Raw genomic sequence first — 16,628 nt, 5'->3', positions numbered from 1 at the left:
GGTTGCGGCCGATGATCGCCGACGAGGGAGCACCACTTGGTCACGATGAAGGACGTCGCCCGAGCGGCCGGAGTATCGGTCGCCACCGTCTCCTACGCCTTCAGCAAATCGTCGAAGGTTTCTGCGACACAACGGGAACGCATCTATTCCGTCGCCGCGGAACTCGGCTACGCGGGGCCGAACATCGCCGGGAGCAGTCTGCGGTCGGGACGAATCGGCGCGGTCGGCGTGATCGTGCCCGATTCCCCGGTGCAAGCGCTCGAGGATCCGTCCGTGACCCTGCTGATGAAGGGCATCGCGGAGATCGGGAACTCGGCCGACATCGCCCTCACCCTTTTTCCGGCCTCACGTGGTGGCTCCCCGGATTCACCACCGAACTCGCTGGTTCTCCGTGGACTCGTGGACGGCGTGGTCATCCACAACGTCCCCGACGGTCATCCCCTGGTCGAGGCGATCATCGCGCGCGGTATCCCGGCCGTCGTCGTCGATTCGCCCAGAAGCGCGGGACTGCCGTTCGTGGCCATCGACGACCGCCACGGCGCCTACTTGCAGATGGACCACATCCTGAGCCTGGGCCATCGACGCATCGGGATCATCGTCGACAAGCTCGGTCAGGATTCCGACTGCCGGATGGTCACGGCGGACGACGTCGGCGCGGCGACCGAACGCAACGCGCGGGAGCGGCTCGCCGGCTACTTCGCCGCCGCCCGCGACCACCACCTCCCGGTGGAGGAACTGTCGATCGTCGTGGCGGGCAACATCGATCGCGCCGCGGGCGACGAGGCCACCCGGATCCTGCTCGACGCGGCTCGGCCGACCGCTCTGGTGGCGACGTCCGATGTGCACGCGGTGGCGGCGTGGCAGGTGTTACGCGAGCGCGGCCTGACGGTGCCCGGCGACATGTCCATCATCGGGTTCGACGACGCACCCGTGGCAGAACTTCTCGGTCTCAGCACAATTCATCAGCCGATCGTCGAGAAGGGCCGCGCGGCCGCGACGATCCTGCTCGATCGCCTGGGCGGCGGCACCCGCACACGGTCGTTGATGAAGACGTCGCTGGTCGTCCGCGCCAGCACCGCGCCGCCGCGCGAAATGTGACGATGCTCCGCACCGGCCGGGCGTTATCCCTCATGATGGATCGATGACGAGTGCGGTGCCGCGACTGGGCGTGACGTTCATCCCGACGATCGAACCCGAGCGGTTGAAGGGCTTCGCACGGGCCGCCGAGGACAGTGGCCTCGACGAGATCTGGTTGTGGGAAGACTGTTTCAAGGAGAGCGGCGTGGCTTCGGCGGCCGCAGCACTCGCGTGGACGGAGCGAATCCACGTCGGTGTCGGGTTGATGCCCGTCCCGCTGCGCAACGTCGCGCTCACCGCGATGGAGATCGCCACGCTCGCTCGGTTGTTCCCCGGTCGAGTGATCGCGGGTATCGGGCACGGAGTGCAGGGATGGATGGAGCAGGTGGGTGCCCGGGCGGCGTCTCCGATGACGCTCCTCGAGGAGTACACGGTGGCGCTCCGGGCGCTGTTGGACGGTGAGTCGGTGAGCACGGACGGCCGGTATGTCCGGCTCGACGACGTGAAACTCGACTGGCCTCCCGTGGAGCGGGTTCCGCTGATGCTGGGCGGCGAGGGCCCCAAGTCGATTCGCCTGGCGGCACGACTGGGTGACGGCAACCTCGTCACCTCCGCGGTCGCCGACGACGACATCCGGAGAACCCGCGACCTGATCCTGGACGAAATCGGAGCCGACGGTGCCGCCGCGCAGCGGGTGATCGTGCCGAAGATCGCCGCCACCGGTGACGGTGCGCAGCAACGGGTGGACGAGGAAATAGCGCGGTGGGGGAAGCCGGCCGACAGGGGTATCGGGGTCGCGGGCGATGCGGGCACCGTCGCCGCGGAGGTGCGAAGGCTCGCCCGGCTGGGTGCGACGTCGGTGGCGTTAGCACCGACCGAGGACGAACCGGACCTGCTGGGCTTCGTCGAGTTCCTCGGTCGCAACGTCAAGCCCCTGATCCCCACGTGAGTGGCAATGCGTGCCCGGGCACACTTTGCCACTCACGTGTCAGGTGGCGGTCGGCCAGGTGTCGGACAGGGTGTAGCCGGTGGGGAACGGGTCGGCGGGGTCGAGCCCGACCTGACTGAGTTCGGTGATGTACGCCTGGCCGCTGACGCGGGGAACCACGGCGTCATACGTTCCGACCTTCGTCAATCTGTCGATCCGGCTCTCGAAGCGACTGCCGATCACCGATTCGTGCACGAACTTCTCCCCGACCTCGATGAGGCCCTTCGCCTTCAGCACCGCCAGTCGAGCGGACGTGCCGGTGCCGCAGGGCGAGCGGTCGAGCCGGCCGGGGGAGACCACCACGGCATTCCGGGCGGTCAGTACCCCGTCGGTGCGGGAGAGCGGGCCGACGAACTCGGTCTGGGTGATTCCGGCGAACTCCGGATCGGTCGGGTGCACCGCGGGGATCTGCTCGGCGGCGGCGGTCTTGAGCTTCTGTCCGAGGTCGCAGATCTCGCGCGCCTCGTCGGGTTGCAACTTCAATCCGAGTTGGTCGGCGTCTGCGAGCACGTAGGCCATGCCGCCCCACGCCACGTCGACGGTGAGGGTGCCGTAGCCGTCGAGTTCGAGCGGCACCCCGACCTCGTAGGCGAACGCGGGCTGGTTCTCGAACTCGACGCTCGTCACCTTGCCGTTCTCGCAGGTGCAGCGAATGCGGATGAGTCCGGCGGGTGCTTCCAGCACGATGTCGGTGACCGGTTCGACCATGGGAATCATGCCGGTCTCGAGCAGTGCGGTGGCGACACACATGGTGTTGCTCCCCGACATGGCCGGGTATTCCGTGGACTCGGCGATGACGTAGCCCATCTGGGCCTCGGGGTCCGTCGCCGGGACGACGAAGTTGACGCACTGGGTCACCGAGCCCCGCGGCTCGTGGAGCAGAAGCTGACGGAGGTCGTCGCGATGCTCGCGGAAGTGCTTCATCTTCTCGAAGACCGTGGCACCGGGGACGTCGCCGATTCCGCCGGTGACGACGTTGTTGATCTCGCCCCCGACGTGACACTTCACTACGTTGACTACTCGACTCCAGCGCACGATCTTCCTCCGTGTATTCGTCTGCGTTGCGGTGGCCTGGTTCTACCCTGCCAGGGCTGAACTTCTCCTCGCCTGCCGGCGAGAGGCGAGGCCGGCAGCGGGGGTGATTGCTGCCGGCCTCTGCGCACGTGTCGGGGAAGGGTCACTCCGTGATGAACGCGCGCGGTCTGGGATCGGGACACCCGCCCTAGCTGCGGGCGTAGGTGAGTCCGGTCTCGGCGATGAGCTTGGTGAGCTCTTCCTTCTTGTCCGCGGGCAGCTCACCGTACGGTGCGCGGGGCACTCCGAGGTCCACGCCGACGGCCTGGCCGGCAGCCTTGGTGGCCACGGCGTAGCCCTCCTTACCGAGGAAGTCGAGGACGTTCCACAGCCGCTTGAAGATTTCGAGGGCCTCGGTGTACTTGCCGGCCTTGGCGAGTTCGTAGATCGCGACGCACTCCTTGGGGGCGAAGTTGGGCGCACCCCAGATGGAACCGGCGGCACCAGCGGAGAAGGCGGGCAGCACGATCGTGTCCCAGCCGACGAAGGTGTCGATGGCGTCGCCGAGGTTGAAGATGAGGTCGAAGGCCTGCTCGATCGACCCGGACGTGTCCTTGATGTACTTGACGGCGTCCGTGCGTTCGAGCAGTTCACGGTAGAACGGGCGGTCGAGGTTCATTCCCGTGACACCGGGCAGGTTGTACGCGATCACCGGGATGTTCGCCGCTTCGCCGACGGTGGCGAAGTACTCGATGACCTCGTGGCGCGTGGGGGCCTCGTAGAAGGGCTGCACCAGCAGGACGGCGTCGGCGCCTGCGTCGGCTGCGTGCCGGGACAGTTCGATGGCCTCCGCCGTGCGGGTGGAACCGGTCTGGGGTGCGACGGGCACGCGACCGGCGGCCTGGTCGATGACGACCGTGTTGACGAGCTTGCGTTCGTCGAGCGTGAGGGCTGCGAACTCTCCGGTGCTGCCGCCGGGGACCAGGCCGTGCAGTCCGTTCTCGATCAGGAAGTCGACGTGGTTGCGCAGTGCGCCTTCGTCGACGGAGCCGTCCTGGGCGAAGGGAGTGGAGACGGCGGCGAGGATGCCACCCAGCTTCTTGGTCATGTCGTGTCCTGTTCGGTGGTGGTGGTCGATGCCCGTTGTGGGGTCTTCGACAATTGTTAAATTGGCGATTGTCGACAAGAGAACGATGTCAAATCTAAGGTCGATCCCCGGTGGTGTCAAGGGATCGGCCGGGGTTCTTCGGCCGCTATTCGCCGACGGTGATGGGATCGCGGCGGAGGGGTTCCGCCTCCACCCTCGCATCGACTTTCCGGCCTGCCGTTTCGTGGAGCGTTGCCGCCGCCACGATGGCCATCACGCCCGTCACGATCAGGATGACCGAAGGCGACAACGGACTGCCGGTTGCCGCGATCAGATACGTCGCGACATACGGCGCGGTGCCGCCGAAGACTGCGACCGAGATGTTGAATCCGATCGAGAATCCTGCGTACCGAACACGACTCGGGAAGATCTCCACCATCGCTGCGCCGGACGCGGACATGAACATGGCGAGGCAGATCCCCATCGCGGCGTGCGCAACGACGATTGCGGGGACATTCCCCGTCGCGAACACCATGAACGCGGGATAGACGATCAGCGTGCTCGAGACGGCGCCGAGGATGATCACCGGTTTGCGACCGTAGCGGTCGGAGAAGCGGGCGAACACGAAGATGGCGACCGCCGCCGAGCACAGGCACGTGACCGTCGACGCGGAGGCCAGGCCGAACGAGAATCCCACCTCCGACTGCAGATACGTCTCCATGTAGACGAAGGTGAAGTAAAAGGCTGCGGCCTGCAGCGCAATGCAACCGACCACCTGCACGATCTGCCTGCGACTGGTCGCGAGGGCGTCCTTGACCGGGGACTCGCTGACTTCACCCGACGACTGAAGTCGTTCGAATTCCGCTGTGTCGCTGAGCTTCAGGCGAATGTAGAGACCGACCAGCCCGAGCGGTCCCGCGATGAGGAAGGGGATTCGCCAGCCCCATTCGAACATCGCCGTTTCGCTCAGTGCGGCGTTGAGGCCGAGGATGAGAACCGACGCCGCCGCGTTGGCCAGGTAGCTCGAGCAGTGCCAGAAGCTGACGGTGCGTGCCCGCCTGCCGCGTTTCGCGGATTCGACGAGGAACGTCGCCGCGCCGCCGGGTTCGCCGCCGGCGGCGAAGCCCTGGATGATCCGCAGTGTCACCAGCAGTGCCGGGGCCGCGAGGCCGATGGTGGCGTATCCCGGCAGCAGGCCGACCGTGAAGGTCGACAGCGACATCAGAATGATCACTGTCGCAAGGATCTTCTTGCGGCCGACCTTGTCTCCGAGCCGGCCGAAGACGAAGCCGCCGATCGGATTCATCAGGAACGCGACTCCGAACGCGGCGAACGTCGCCAGCAGGCTCGTCGCCGGATTCTCGGAGGGGAAGAAGATCTGGCCGAGCAGGACGGCGAGGAATCCGTATGCCGCGAAGTCGAACCAGGTGATGAAGTTTCCGATCGCGGCGGCCGTGATGGCCCGCCGCATCTCGGGGCCGTGCAAACCGCCCTGTACTTCCGTCATGTGTCTTCCGATCGGTCGTTGTTTATTGTCGACAATCTGGTGGTGCCGAACGAGTTTCGGTGATGTGTGCTCAGCTGCAGCGTGAGGGGATGAATTCCCCGACCGCGTTGCGGGTGGTGTCCGGCCGAGGCGCGTTGGCCAGCCCGACGGTCACGGGTCCCAGCGTCGGGTCGACGGCATCCATGATCGACCACGGCACCCGGAAGACCCGTCCCGGTGAGGCTGCCCACGGCAGCAGCGTGGTCGCGACGACGCGACCCCGCTGCGAGACAGTCACCTTCGGGAATCGGACCAGCTGTTCGGTCCACAGCAGCAGGCGCCGGCGTGGTGGGGCGGGATCGCCTGCCCGGAGCAGTCCCGGGGACACCCAGCGGAACGGCGGCGCCGCGAGGATGCGCACCGCGGCCGCACCCGGGTCGATCACTTCGCCGGCGTCGAGGAACGCCGCGACCCGATCGGCGACGAACGTGCCGTCGAGGGCCGCGATGTCGGCGGTGTCGACGGGGTGCAGCACGTTGCCCGCGGCGAAGACGCCCGGCCGGCTGGTGCGCAGAGCGGTGTCGACCAACGGCCCCCTCGTTCCGGGGTCGAGGGCGATACCCGCCGTGCGCGCGAGTTCGTGGTCCGGGATCCAGTCGCCGGTGAAGACGACGGTGTCGCATTCGACGATCTCGCGTGCGCCGGTGTCGAGGTTCTCGATCTCGACCGCCTCCAGATTCCCGCGACCGATGATCCGCACGACGCGGGTGCGGGTGGCGATCGGGAGCCGGAACAGCGCCTTACCGGGAATGGTGAAGGCGGCGTAGGACTCCGGCGACGGGTACTGCGTCGTCATGAGCACGGTCCTGCATCCGGCGTGTTTCAGCGTCATGACCGCGGACCAGCTCACCAGTTCGCCGCCGACGACCACCGCGCGTCTTCCGACCCGTCCGTGGTGCAGGTGCACGATGTTCTGCAGTTGTCCGGTGGTGTAGACCCCGGACGGTCTGTCGCCGGGAATCATGCGGGCCGGACGGGCACGCTCGCGGGCACCGGTGGCCAGGACGAGCGCCCGGGACTCGATGCGGAGGAGACCCGCCGGTGAGGTGACGTCGAGGGCGCCGTCGGGATGCACCGCCGTCACCATCGCGTTCGTCATGATGTCGGCGCCCGCGGACTTCGCCTGCCGCACCAGGCGTTCGGCGTAGGCCGGGCCGCCGATGAACGTGTGCATGTCGCGGATGCCGTAGCCGGGGTGATCGCAGTGCCGCGGGATCCCACCCGCACGGTGCTCGCGGTCCAGGACGAGGGCCTGGCGCCCGTGGGCGTTTCCGAGTTGCGTGGCCGCAGCCAATCCGGCGGGACCTGCGCCGACGATGGCGACGTCGGCGGTCACCACGGTGCGTGAGGTGTCGGGAGCGCTCATCGGACGGCTTCCTTCCGGGTCTCGGTCGCCTCGGGCGAACCGGCGGGGCATCGATGTGCATCGACGAGCGAACCGACCTCGGCGCCGCAGAAGAAGCCCTGGCACCGGCCGTTCATCGCCCTGGTGCGGCGACGGAGCCCTTCGAGTCCGGCCGGGGGGATCAGCGACTGGTACGCGTCGCGGATCTCGCCCGCCGTGACGCGCTCGCAGAAGCAGACGACCCTGCCGTATTCGCTGTCACACGCGATGAGTTCGGCGTCCTGATACGGGCGAGTGAATGCTTCGCCGATGTTCGGCATCCGGGGTGGCGGCGGCAATTCGGTGCGTGTGCTGTCGAGAACGCCTGCTTTGGTGAGCAGTTCGCCGACGTACTCGGCCACCGCCATTCCGGATGTCAGCCCGGTCGAGCGGATTCCGCCGACCAGGACGTAACGCTGATCGTGGTCGACCTCGACGAGGTAGTCGCCGTGGTCGGTGGCGGCACGGAGGCCGGCATACGTGGCGGTGACCTCCTCCTCGAGCAGGCGCGGCATCAGCGTGCCGCCCTTGCCCAGCAGGAATTCGAAGCCGGCTTCCGACGTCGCCGTCGCGGAACGGTCGGTGAGGTCTTCCGCGGTGGGGCCGAGCATCACGTTGCCGTAGATCGTCGGGCTGACGAGAACCCCCTTGCCGCGCGACGTCGGGACGGGGAGCACGATCTTGTCGATCAGCGGTCGCGCGAGCTTGTCGAAGACGAGCAGTTCGCCGCGCCGCGGCGTGACGTGGAATCGGTCGTAGCCGAATTCCCCGTCGACGTAGTCGGCTCCGAGCCCGGCGGCGTTGATCACCCATCGCGCGCTGATGTCGCCGCTCGACGTGTGCAGGATCGTCCGCTCGGACAGGACGGTCACCGACTCGGCGCGGGTCCGCGTCCGCAGTGTCACTCCGCGGGCGACGGCATCGGTGGCCAGCGCGAGGTTGGTTGTCCAGGTGCAGATGATCGACTCGTCGGGGACGGTGAGCCCGCCGAGCGCGCCGTCACCGAGCGCGGGCACGAGCCGGTACACCTCGTCGGCGTCGATGATGTCGCAGTGGGTGTAGCCGTTGTCGGCTGCCTTGTCGCGCAGGCCCGGCAGTGCGGCCAGTTCCTCGTCGTTCCACGCGACGAGGATGGCGCCCGACCGCTCGACGGGAATCCCGGTCTGCTGGGCGTATTCGGAGAGGAGGCTGTAGCCGCGGCTCACCATGCGGGATTCGAGCGTGCCCGGCTTCGCGTCGAATCCGGTGTGCAGGATCGCCGTGTTCGCCTTGCTCGTCCCGTCGCCCACGTCGTCCCGCGCCTCGACGAGTGCCACGGTGTGGGGGTATCCGGCCAGCTCCCGTGCGATCGCCGAGCCGACGATGCCCGCGCCGAGCACGACGAAATCGTAGTCGGGGGGCGGAGGGGTGTCAGTCATCGCTTTTCTCCTGTGGCAGCGCCGCGCGTGCGGCCGCCCGCCAGTGGTGTCGGAATTCCGCCGCGCGGTCGACCGACCACCGCGGCTCGTAGGTGGTGGCCGGTTCCCAGTCGGCTACCGCGTCCTCCAGGGACAGGTCGGGGTTCAGTGACAGTCGGGCGCAGGCCGCGGCACCGAGCGCGGTCGCGTGGGACGACGGATAGACGTCGAGAGGGATCTGGATCAGATCGGCCGTGGCCTGCATGAGGCGGCGGGACCGGGTGAGCCCGCCGTCCACCCGCAGCCGGGTGAGTGGAGCGCCCAGGTCACCTTCGACGGCAGACACCAGCTCCGCTGTTTGCGCCGCCAGCCCCTCGAGGACGGCGGCCACCAACTGGGACCGATCGGTGGACAACGTCATCCCGGAGAACGACGCCGTCGCGTCCGGCCGCCACCACGGTGCGGCGAGACCGGCCAGTGCGGGCACGAAATACGTTCCACCGGAATCGTGCGCGGCCACACTGTCGAGGTCGCGCGCCGACTCGATCAAGCCGAGGTCCTGGATCCACCGGATGGCGGAGGCTGCGGTGTAGGCCTGGCCGTCGACGCAGTACGACGTCTTGCCGCGCACGCTCCACGCGACGCAGGACGCCAACCCGGCGGCCGACCGGACCGGGAGCGTGCCGGTGTTGGCCAGCAGGAACGCCCCGGTGCCGAACGTGCACTTGGCAGTGCCCGCGTCGAAGCACCGCTCCGCAAGGAGGGCCGCCTGCTGATCGACGACGAGACCTCCCACGGCAGCGTCGGATCCGAAGACATCGGTGGTTCCCACGACGACGTCGTTGGCGACGATGGCAGGCATCCGTTCGGCGGAGAGCGCGAACAGATCGAGGAGCTGCGGATCCCACGCGACCGTTTCGAGATCGGTGAGGAGCGAGCGGCTGGCAGTGGCGGAATCCGTGACGAACTCCCCGGTCAGGTAGTGCACGATCCAGCTGTCCGTCGTGGTGACCACACCCGATGCGGTGGCGTTCTGCCGCAACCACTGCATCTTCGGCGCCGAGAAGTACGGATCCAGCACGAGGCCCGTCCGCTGTTCGACCCAGGCCTTGGACTCGGACTTGTCGCGGCACAGCTGGTCCGACCGGCGGTCCTGCCACACCACTGCCTGGCTGAGCGGGCGGCCGGTGTCCGGGTCCCACACCAGGACGGTCTCACCCTGATTGGCGAGCGAGACTGCGGACACGGGCACACCGGCCTTCGCGACCGCGCTCCGTCCCGCTTCGAGGACCGAGCCCAGCAGTTCCATCGGGTCCTGCTCCACGCCACCGGCGGCGAGATATGCCGGACGGACCGGTGTTTCGGCGATCGCGAGGACGTCGCCGTCCTCGGAGACGACGACCGCCTTCGTGCCGGACGTGCCCTGGTCGATGGCAAGGACTGTCACAGCTTTTCCTTTCGAATCCGAGGGGTGGACCGGATCTAGCCGGTCCGAGTGCGAGAATCGAACTCGTATCTCGCAGTCGTGTCGTCGACCCGCCACACGTCGACGTTGCCGTCCCACAGCGTCACCAACCAGCACTCGCGCCCGCGCGACGGCACGACCATGGTGGCGTGCGCCCAGGGCGAGGCCGTACCGCTGCGCAGGTCGATCCGCCGGATGGCCCGTCCGACCGCGTCTTCCGGCTCCGCCGGCTCCCACGTGCCCCACGCGGTGTCGTGGCGGCTCGGCGCCGTCACGACAGGCTCACGATGACGTGCTTGACCCGGGTGAATTCTTCGAGACCGGCCGCGCCGCCCTCTTTGCCGTAGCCCGAGCCCTTGAAGCCGCCGAGCGGTCCTTCCGGGCCGACCGCCATGTGGTTGTTGACCCACACGACCCCGGACTCGATCGCGTTGACGTTCCGCAGCGCACGACCGATGTCGCGGGTCCAGACGGACGCGGCGAGACCCTGCTCGACCGCATTCGCCTTCTCCAGCGCGTCCGCCTCGTCGGTGAACGTCTGGACCGTCGCCACCGGGCCGAAGATCTCTTCCTGCACCAGCCGATCGTCCTGCTGCAGGCCGTCGATGAGGGTGGGCTCGTAGAAGTAGCCGGGACCGTCGACGATCCTGCCGCCGGTCACGACCCGTGCGTGGTCGGGCCTGCCGTCGACGAGCTCTGCGACGCGGGCCCGCTGGCCCTCCGAGATGAGAGGTCCGAGAACCGTCGAACTGTCGGCCGCATCACCGATCCGGGCCGCCTTCAGGCTGTCGGCCAACGCCGCGACGAACGTGTCGTGGATGGTCTCGCTCACCAGCAGCCGGGTTGCCGACATGCACTCCTGACCGGCGTTGAACAGGATGCCGTTGGTGAGGATCGGGAGTGCGGCCTCGAGGTCGACGTCGTCGTAGACGACGACGGGAGCGTTCCCGCCCAGCTCCAGCACCAGCCGTTTGGGTGTGGCACCCGCAGCTTCGGCGATCCGCTGTCCGGCCGACGTCGAACCGGTGAAGGACACGAGGTTGACGTCGGGGTGACGAACGAGAGCGACTCCGACCACACTGCCCTTGCCGTGCACGACATTGAGAACACCCGGGGGCAGCAGCTGCTGCGCGAGCTCCGCGAACCGGGTCGTGGCCAGCGGGGTCAGCTCGGCTGGCTTGACGACCACGGTGTTGCCGGCGACCAGTGCGGGCGCCAGCTTCCAGATCGCCTGCCAGAGAGGGAAATTCCACGGCGTGATACCGAGTACGACGCCCAGGGGTTCGCGCCGGACGAAGCTGGTGTTGCCGGCGGTGAATTCACCGGCGGCCTGGGCGGACAACGCCCGCCCCGCGCCGGCGAAGTGCCGGAACGCCGCGACGATGCCGGGAAGCTCGTCACCCTTCGCCGCCGTCGTCGGCTTGCCGGCATCGAGGGTCTCGAGGTCGGCGAGTTCGTCCAGGTTCGCCTCGAGGAGGTTGGCGAGGTCGTGCAGAATCTGCGAGCGTTCGCCGGGCGTCTTCGCGGCCCAGGCAGGGAAGGCCGCGCGGGCTGCGTCGACGGCGCGGTAGCCGTCCTCGACGGTCGATTCCTGGAGTTCGGCGACGACCTCGCCGGTGGACGGGTTGCGGACCTGTCGCACCTGCTCGGAGGATCCTGCCACGGCCTTGCCGTCGATGATGTTGGTGACGGAACGAAGCGTGGATGACATGAAGTTCCTTTCGAAGGTGGATCGGTTCTCGGGGGAGTGGATTGTCAGAGGTGTCCGGCCTGGGTGTCGATGGACTTACCGCGCCTGCTCTTGGGGATCATCATGTATATGACGGCGCCCGACGCGATGACCAGCAGCATGCCGAGGCCGACATGGGTGGGGTCGGAGTAGATCAGGAGTGCGCAGAGCACGACCGACCACGCGATCGCCAGGACGAAGATGACCGGGCTGACGATGCCGTAATGCCACGGGTGGGACGGCAACTTGCGCTTGACGAGTCCGTAGAAGCCGACGACGACCACGACACCGTAGGCCATTCCCCAGGCGAGTGCCGTCATCGCTGCGAGCACGGACAGCAGCGAGGACCACAGTGCGAACACCACGGAGATCGCGAAGATCGTGAGGGTCGCGTTGATCGGGATCCGCTGGGCACTGACCTTGCGCAGCCAGGAGGCCGCCGGGATCTGGCCGTCGCGTGCCTGCGACCACAGGACGCGAATGCCGGTGAGCTGCAGCATGACCAGAGCGGCGAACAGGGCGACGATCGCGACGGCTTCGAAGATGTTCGCGAATGCGGTGCCGACCGCGGTGTCGAGGATCAGCTTGACCGGGGTGGTGCTCTCCATGACCGCGGGGAGGTCCTGGATGGCGAGCATGATCAACGCGACCATGAAGATGCCGACGACGTAGGAGGAGACGTTGGCCATCACCGACGCCATCGGCGCCTTGCGGGCGGCGTCCTTGGTTTCCTCGGAGGCGTTTCCGGTCGCGTCGAACGACGAGATCGCATATGCGGGAAGGATCATCGCGAGAAGGAAGGGTACGAACCAGTTGCCGCCGGTGGTCGTTCCACCGGACTCGCTCAGGAACGACAGCGGCTGGGTCGGATGCTTCACGATCAGCAGTACCGCCACCAGTGCGACGACGCAGAGTACTTCCGCCACCACACCGATGTTGTTGAGTACGGCAGCGACCTTGACTCCGGCGATGTTGATGACGGTGCCGAGCACGATCAGGCCGAGCGCCCAGGGGAGTGCGTCGGTGTTGTCCTCGAACGTGACGCCGAACCAGCCGGCGACGAAGGGGGCGATGCTCACGGCGACGGTGGTGACGGCGACGGTGTGGGCGATCAGCAGCCACCATCCGGTTTGCCAGGCGAGCCACGGCTTTCCGGTGATCCGCCCGGTGATCTGGTACACGCCGCCTGCCAGCGGGTAGGCGGAGACCAGCTGCGCGACCGCGAGTCCCACGGTGAACACCTGCAGGCCGCCGCCGACAAGGAACGACCAGAACGACGCGGGACCGAAGAATCCGAATCCGACGATCAGGGTCGTGAAGATTCCGGAGGCGATCGCGATCGAGGTGAACTGGACTCCGAAGGCGGAGAACAGTCCCAGCGTTCGGTTGAGTTCCTGCTTGTAGCCGAGCTTCTCCAGGTATGCGGAATCGGTGTCCGCCCCGGAGTCGAGGAGCGGACGTTCGGGCTCGGTGGGCGGTTGGGTGGACACCGGGGGCTCTTCCGGGGTTATGGCCATCGTGACCTCGCTGGTCTCTGTCGCGGGTATCTCGGCGGGGGATGTGCCGAGACGAGGTTCGGTTGTCGTGGAAGAAGGCGACGGGATGCGTCGCGCTTGTTCTACTGTCGACAATCTACCACAAATCGGTGTGACCTCAATCACCAGTTGTTTCGGCCGTATTACCTTTGCGTCAACCGCGCCCGAGGCGACGGTCGCCGGCACTCAGATCGACGAGGGAGCGCGCGGTGTCGTAACCGAGGTGCTCGAGCCGGGAGGCCAGCGCGAGGAACACCTGTGCCGTGGTGACGGCATCGCCCAGCGCGTGGTGGGGATCGACGACCGGTAGGCCGAGCGTGTCGGCCAGCCATTCCAGGTTCGGCTCGTGCGGGCGTTGCCGCGGCGCCACGCCCACCGCACGGGCGAGGGCAGCGGTGTCGACGACCGTGGGCCGGAACTTCAGCCCACTGTCGCGGAAGGCGCGGGAGAGGAAGGCCGTCTCGACCCACGCCGCGTGGGCGACGAGGACACGGTCGGTGAGGAGATGTCTCAGGACGCCGACGGCCTCGCTCACCGGTGGGGCATCGGCCACGTCCGCCTCCCGGAGGGTGTGGACGGCAACGGCCTCCGGGCGGATGTCACACTCGGGATGAACCAGTCCGTAGACGCTCTCCGACATGACGATGCGGCCGTGCCGGACGACGACCGCCCCGTAGGACACGATGGTGTCCCGCGCGAGGTCCAGTCCGGTCGTTTCCAGATCGACGACCGCGAACTCGGCGTCGCGCCACGGGCACGACAGCGTGTCGGGGCGGCGGAACATCCGGTGCGCCCTCATGGAAGACGCGCCACCCATTCACTTTCCAACCGGTTCTGGACCTCGGCCACCGCACGGAACGATTCCCGCAGATACCGGCGGGTGAGCGTGTCCAATTGGTTGGGCGCGACCCACGTCGTCGCGGCGGTGCTGCCCTTGATGGCCTCGATCTCGCGGCCCAGAACCAATCCGTACACGTACTCGAACGCGCGCACGAGCGTCTCCGTTTCGTCCGCGGTGAGCAGAGCGGCGGCCTCACCGCGCCGCAACCGGGTGAGGGTGGAGCCGCGATCGTCCCCGGTGACCACGGCGATCCACCGGCCGAGTGATGCGATGGGCACGAGCCCGCCCGCCTTGAGGTCCAGGTGGCCGCGGTTGGCGCCGGAGTGCTCGACCACGAAGTTGCGCACGAACCCGACCGGAGGTCGCCGGGACGTGGTGAAGCGCAGCAGGGCCGACAGATACTCGCGACTGCGGGTGGTCGCGAGCATGGCGTCGGACACCGAACGTCCGAGCGACATCCCGCTGACGGGTCGGCTGTCGGCGATCATCGACGACAGCAGCAGAGCGTTCTTCTGGGTGGGGTTCGTGATCCACGACGTCGCGGCGGCGACCGCGTCGGTGCGCGAGCGCGCGAACAGGGGGTTGGTCGCGTTGGCGCCGTCGGCGCAGCGGGGCAGGCCGCAGCGTTCCATGTTGTCCAGGACGCGCCCGGCCCAGTTCTGCAACTTCCGGGCGGGCGAGTCGGTGCCGGGCAGATCCTCCCAGACCAGGCCGGTATCGACGTCCGACCTGGGGAGTGGTTCGCGACGGGCCACCGACCCGAGAAGCAGCCAGGACGTCCGGTGAGGAACGTGGTCGGCGCCCACGTCGGTCAGCTCGACGAGCCGCCTGATGATCGCATCGATCACCGCGGACATCAGGCCCGCGACGTGCATGACGGAAGCACCGGTGTCGTACAACTCGACCCAGGTTCCGGGGAGCAGGGCCGCCGCGGACGCCAGGTCGTCCACCGAGGTCGCGTCGTCGATCGCCCGGCGGACGACCAGGGGATTGCGCACTTCGGCCGAAGCGAGGTCGACGACCCGGAGAATCCCCACCGGTCTTTCACCGGTGCCGGTCACGACCAGGTGATGTACCCCCGACTCGACCATCGTCAGGAACGCATCGCCCACGAGTGTCTCGGCGGGGACGGACCGGGCGGGGAACGAGGCGATAACCGATGCCGGGCTGTGCGCGTCGACGTGCCCGTCGGCGAACGCCCGCCGGAAGTCGTTGTCGGTGACGATCCCGATCGCGCCGCCCCGGTCCATCAACGCGTACGACTGGCCTGCCTCCGTGATCACGGACGCGGCCTCGCCCACGGTCGCATCGGCGGGGCACCAGACGACGGGGCGCATCTGATGACGGGCCGCACGCAACGCCTGATCGACCAACCCCGAGCGGGCCAATCGTTCCCGCGTGACGAGAGTGCCGTAATGCCCGAACTGGAGTCGCTGCGGGTGCCGCAGCACCGGCCGCGGGTCCGGGAAGCGGTAGCAGAGTGTGTCTTCCGAGGCGCGGATCGCGAGAGGCGGCGGCAGACCGGACAGCACCGAGATCTGCCCGAAGGTTTCGCCGGGGCCGAGAAGATCGACGACCCGGCCGCGGTCGATCACCTCGACCTCTCCGGTGCGGACTACGAAGAAGTGATCGAGTGGGGCCTCGCCTGCCTCGACGATCCGTGCGCCTGCGACGAAGTACTCGACCTCCACCGTCCGCGCCAGGGCGTCGAGGTCGGCGGAATCCAGCGCGTCGTAGGGCGGCTGACTGCCGAGGAAGTCGACGTATTCACGCATTCGACGGCTGGGAACCGTCGACTGCAGCGGTTGCGGCCGGGGCAGCGTCGGTCGAACCGTGGACGTGCCGGTCGATCTCGCGGGTGATCGCCTCGAGGTCGCCGGTATCGATGATGGTGAGCAGGCGCTCGTGTTCGGCGACGACGTCGTGCAGGTCGGGGAACGACTGATGATCCGCCGAGAGGAACAGCTGGAGCTGGGATTCCCAGCTGCGCCACAGGTCCAGCAGGAGGCCGTGCTCGGACAGTTCGTAGATCACCCGGTGGAAGCTCATGTGCGCGTCGATGGTCCGGGTCAGGTCACCGTCGTCGGCGCCCCGGGCCATGTCCTGGAGGGTCCGCACGATCCTGGTCCGGCCGGCACCCGACAATCGGGGCAGTGCCAGCTCGATCGCGTAGGGCTCGAGCCGTTTGCGCAGGCTGGCGATCTCGGCCATCCCTTTCGCGCTGACCTCGGCGACGAACGCCCCCTTGTACGCGATCTTCACCACGAGGCCTTCGTCGGCGAGGATGCTCAGCGCCTCCCGCAGCGGCGCCCGGCTCACGCCCAGGTCGGCGGCGATGTGTGCCTCGCGGAGCTGACTGCCGGGGGCCAGGGTGCCGTCGAGGATCGCCGTGCGCAGGACGCCCGCGACCGTGCCCGGAGTGGTGCGCTGATGGATTCGTCCGAGGGAGATGTCGCCGTCCTCGCGTCGACCCACAGTCGATCCCGGTGGACGGTTCGGTGACAGAGTCATCGGGTTGTCCTTTCTGATGGTGGTTGATTCGACGTTGACCACGCCGGGAGCCTC

At 67.8% G+C, this 16,628-nt stretch carries 14 protein-coding genes; 2 read left to right on the top strand and 12 right to left on the bottom strand.

Annotation, left to right across the window (positions count from 1 at the left end):
• Positions 1-36: 36 nt before the first annotated feature.
• A complete protein-coding gene (locus tag OYT95_RS14110) occupies positions 37-1,098 on the top strand; it encodes a LacI family DNA-binding transcriptional regulator (RefSeq protein WP_112301937.1) in 1,062 nt (353 codons plus the stop codon).
• A 43-nt stretch (positions 1,099-1,141) separates the two neighbouring features.
• Complete coding sequence (locus OYT95_RS14105; RefSeq protein WP_268791753.1) at positions 1,142-2,026, top strand: LLM class flavin-dependent oxidoreductase; 885 nt, start codon at positions 1,142-1,144, stop codon at positions 2,024-2,026.
• Positions 2,027-2,065: 39 nt separating this feature from the next.
• On the opposite strand, the gene OYT95_RS14100 is transcribed toward OYT95_RS14105, so the two are convergent.
• From OYT95_RS14100 to OYT95_RS14045, 12 genes are all read right to left on the bottom strand, one after another.
• Positions 2,066-3,100 carry a proline racemase family protein gene (locus tag OYT95_RS14100; RefSeq protein WP_268791752.1) on the bottom strand — a complete coding sequence of 345 codons (1,035 nt, stop codon included), beginning with the start codon at positions 3,098-3,100 and terminating at the stop codon, positions 2,066-2,068.
• 187 nt (positions 3,101-3,287) lie between these two features.
• Positions 3,288-4,187 (bottom strand): dihydrodipicolinate synthase family protein, encoded by a 900-nt coding sequence (locus tag OYT95_RS14095; protein ID WP_268791751.1) that lies wholly within the window; start codon positions 4,185-4,187, stop codon positions 3,288-3,290.
• 145 nt (positions 4,188-4,332) lie between these two features.
• The gene (locus tag OYT95_RS14090; RefSeq protein WP_268791750.1) at positions 4,333-5,673 is read right to left on the bottom strand and encodes an MFS transporter; all 1,341 of its coding nucleotides are present in this window, start codon (positions 5,671-5,673) and stop codon (positions 4,333-4,335) included.
• A gap of 70 nt (positions 5,674-5,743) precedes the next feature.
• A complete protein-coding gene (locus OYT95_RS14085) occupies positions 5,744-7,078 on the bottom strand; it encodes an NAD(P)/FAD-dependent oxidoreductase (protein WP_268791749.1) in 1,335 nt (444 codons plus the stop codon).
• Positions 7,075-8,514, bottom strand: a complete 1,440-nt coding sequence (locus OYT95_RS14080) for an NAD(P)/FAD-dependent oxidoreductase (RefSeq protein WP_268791748.1) — start codon at positions 8,512-8,514, stop codon at positions 7,075-7,077. The genes OYT95_RS14085 and OYT95_RS14080 overlap by 4 nt, the downstream gene beginning before the upstream one ends.
• The gene (locus tag OYT95_RS14075; RefSeq protein ID WP_268791747.1) at positions 8,507-9,940 is read right to left on the bottom strand and encodes an FGGY family carbohydrate kinase; all 1,434 of its coding nucleotides are present in this window, start codon (positions 9,938-9,940) and stop codon (positions 8,507-8,509) included. Before OYT95_RS14075 ends, OYT95_RS14080 begins: the two co-directional genes overlap by 8 nt.
• A 35-nt stretch (positions 9,941-9,975) precedes the next feature.
• Entirely contained in the window at positions 9,976-10,233 is a 258-nt protein-coding gene (locus OYT95_RS14070; RefSeq protein ID WP_268791746.1) for a hypothetical protein, read from the bottom strand.
• Positions 10,230-11,669 carry an aldehyde dehydrogenase family protein gene (locus tag OYT95_RS14065; protein WP_268791745.1) on the bottom strand — a complete coding sequence of 480 codons (1,440 nt, stop codon included), beginning with the start codon at positions 11,667-11,669 and terminating at the stop codon, positions 10,230-10,232. Before OYT95_RS14065 ends, OYT95_RS14070 begins: the two co-directional genes overlap by 4 nt.
• A gap of 44 nt (positions 11,670-11,713) precedes the next feature.
• On the bottom strand, positions 11,714-13,177 hold the full coding sequence (locus tag OYT95_RS14060; RefSeq protein WP_112301930.1) for an APC family permease: 1,464 nt from the start codon (positions 13,175-13,177) through the stop codon (positions 11,714-11,716).
• A gap of 199 nt (positions 13,178-13,376) precedes the next feature.
• The gene (locus tag OYT95_RS14055) at positions 13,377-14,039 is read right to left on the bottom strand and encodes a 3'-5' exonuclease (RefSeq protein ID WP_037241933.1); all 663 of its coding nucleotides are present in this window, start codon (positions 14,037-14,039) and stop codon (positions 13,377-13,379) included.
• Complete coding sequence (locus OYT95_RS14050) at positions 14,018-15,838, bottom strand: putative nucleotidyltransferase substrate binding domain-containing protein (RefSeq protein ID WP_268791743.1); 1,821 nt, start codon at positions 15,836-15,838, stop codon at positions 14,018-14,020. Before OYT95_RS14050 ends, OYT95_RS14055 begins: the two co-directional genes overlap by 22 nt.
• Positions 15,831-16,616 (bottom strand): GntR family transcriptional regulator, encoded by a 786-nt coding sequence (locus OYT95_RS14045; RefSeq protein WP_037241922.1) that lies wholly within the window; start codon positions 16,614-16,616, stop codon positions 15,831-15,833. Before OYT95_RS14045 ends, OYT95_RS14050 begins: the two co-directional genes overlap by 8 nt.
• Positions 16,617-16,628: the final 12 nt, after the last annotated feature.

Origin of the sequence: Rhodococcus sp. JS3073 (assembly GCF_026810085.1) — a bacterium.
Lineage (GTDB): Bacteria > Actinomycetota > Actinomycetes > Mycobacteriales > Mycobacteriaceae > Rhodococcus_F > Rhodococcus_F wratislaviensis.
Note: the sequence above shows the minus strand (reverse complement) of the source record. Positions and strands in the feature narration are given on the sequence as shown.

Coding starts and splice junctions, on each gene's coding strand:
- OYT95_RS14065 (WP_268791745.1), bottom strand. CDS start 11,669: ATGTCATCCACGCTTCGTTCCGTCACCAACATCATCGACGGCAAGGCC.
- OYT95_RS14085 (WP_268791749.1), bottom strand. CDS start 7,078: ATGAGCGCTCCCGACACCTCACGCACCGTGGTGACCGCCGACGTCGCC.
- OYT95_RS14050 (WP_268791743.1), bottom strand. CDS start 15,838: ATGCGTGAATACGTCGACTTCCTCGGCAGTCAGCCGCCCTACGACGCG.
- OYT95_RS14095 (WP_268791751.1), bottom strand. CDS start 4,187: ATGACCAAGAAGCTGGGTGGCATCCTCGCCGCCGTCTCCACTCCCTTC.
- OYT95_RS14080 (WP_268791748.1), bottom strand. CDS start 8,514: ATGACTGACACCCCTCCGCCCCCCGACTACGATTTCGTCGTGCTCGGC.
- OYT95_RS14105 (WP_268791753.1), top strand. CDS start 1,142: ATGACGAGTGCGGTGCCGCGACTGGGCGTGACGTTCATCCCGACGATC.
- OYT95_RS14090 (WP_268791750.1), bottom strand. CDS start 5,673: ATGACGGAAGTACAGGGCGGTTTGCACGGCCCCGAGATGCGGCGGGCC.
- OYT95_RS14055 (WP_037241933.1), bottom strand. CDS start 14,039: ATGGGTGGCGCGTCTTCCATGAGGGCGCACCGGATGTTCCGCCGCCCC.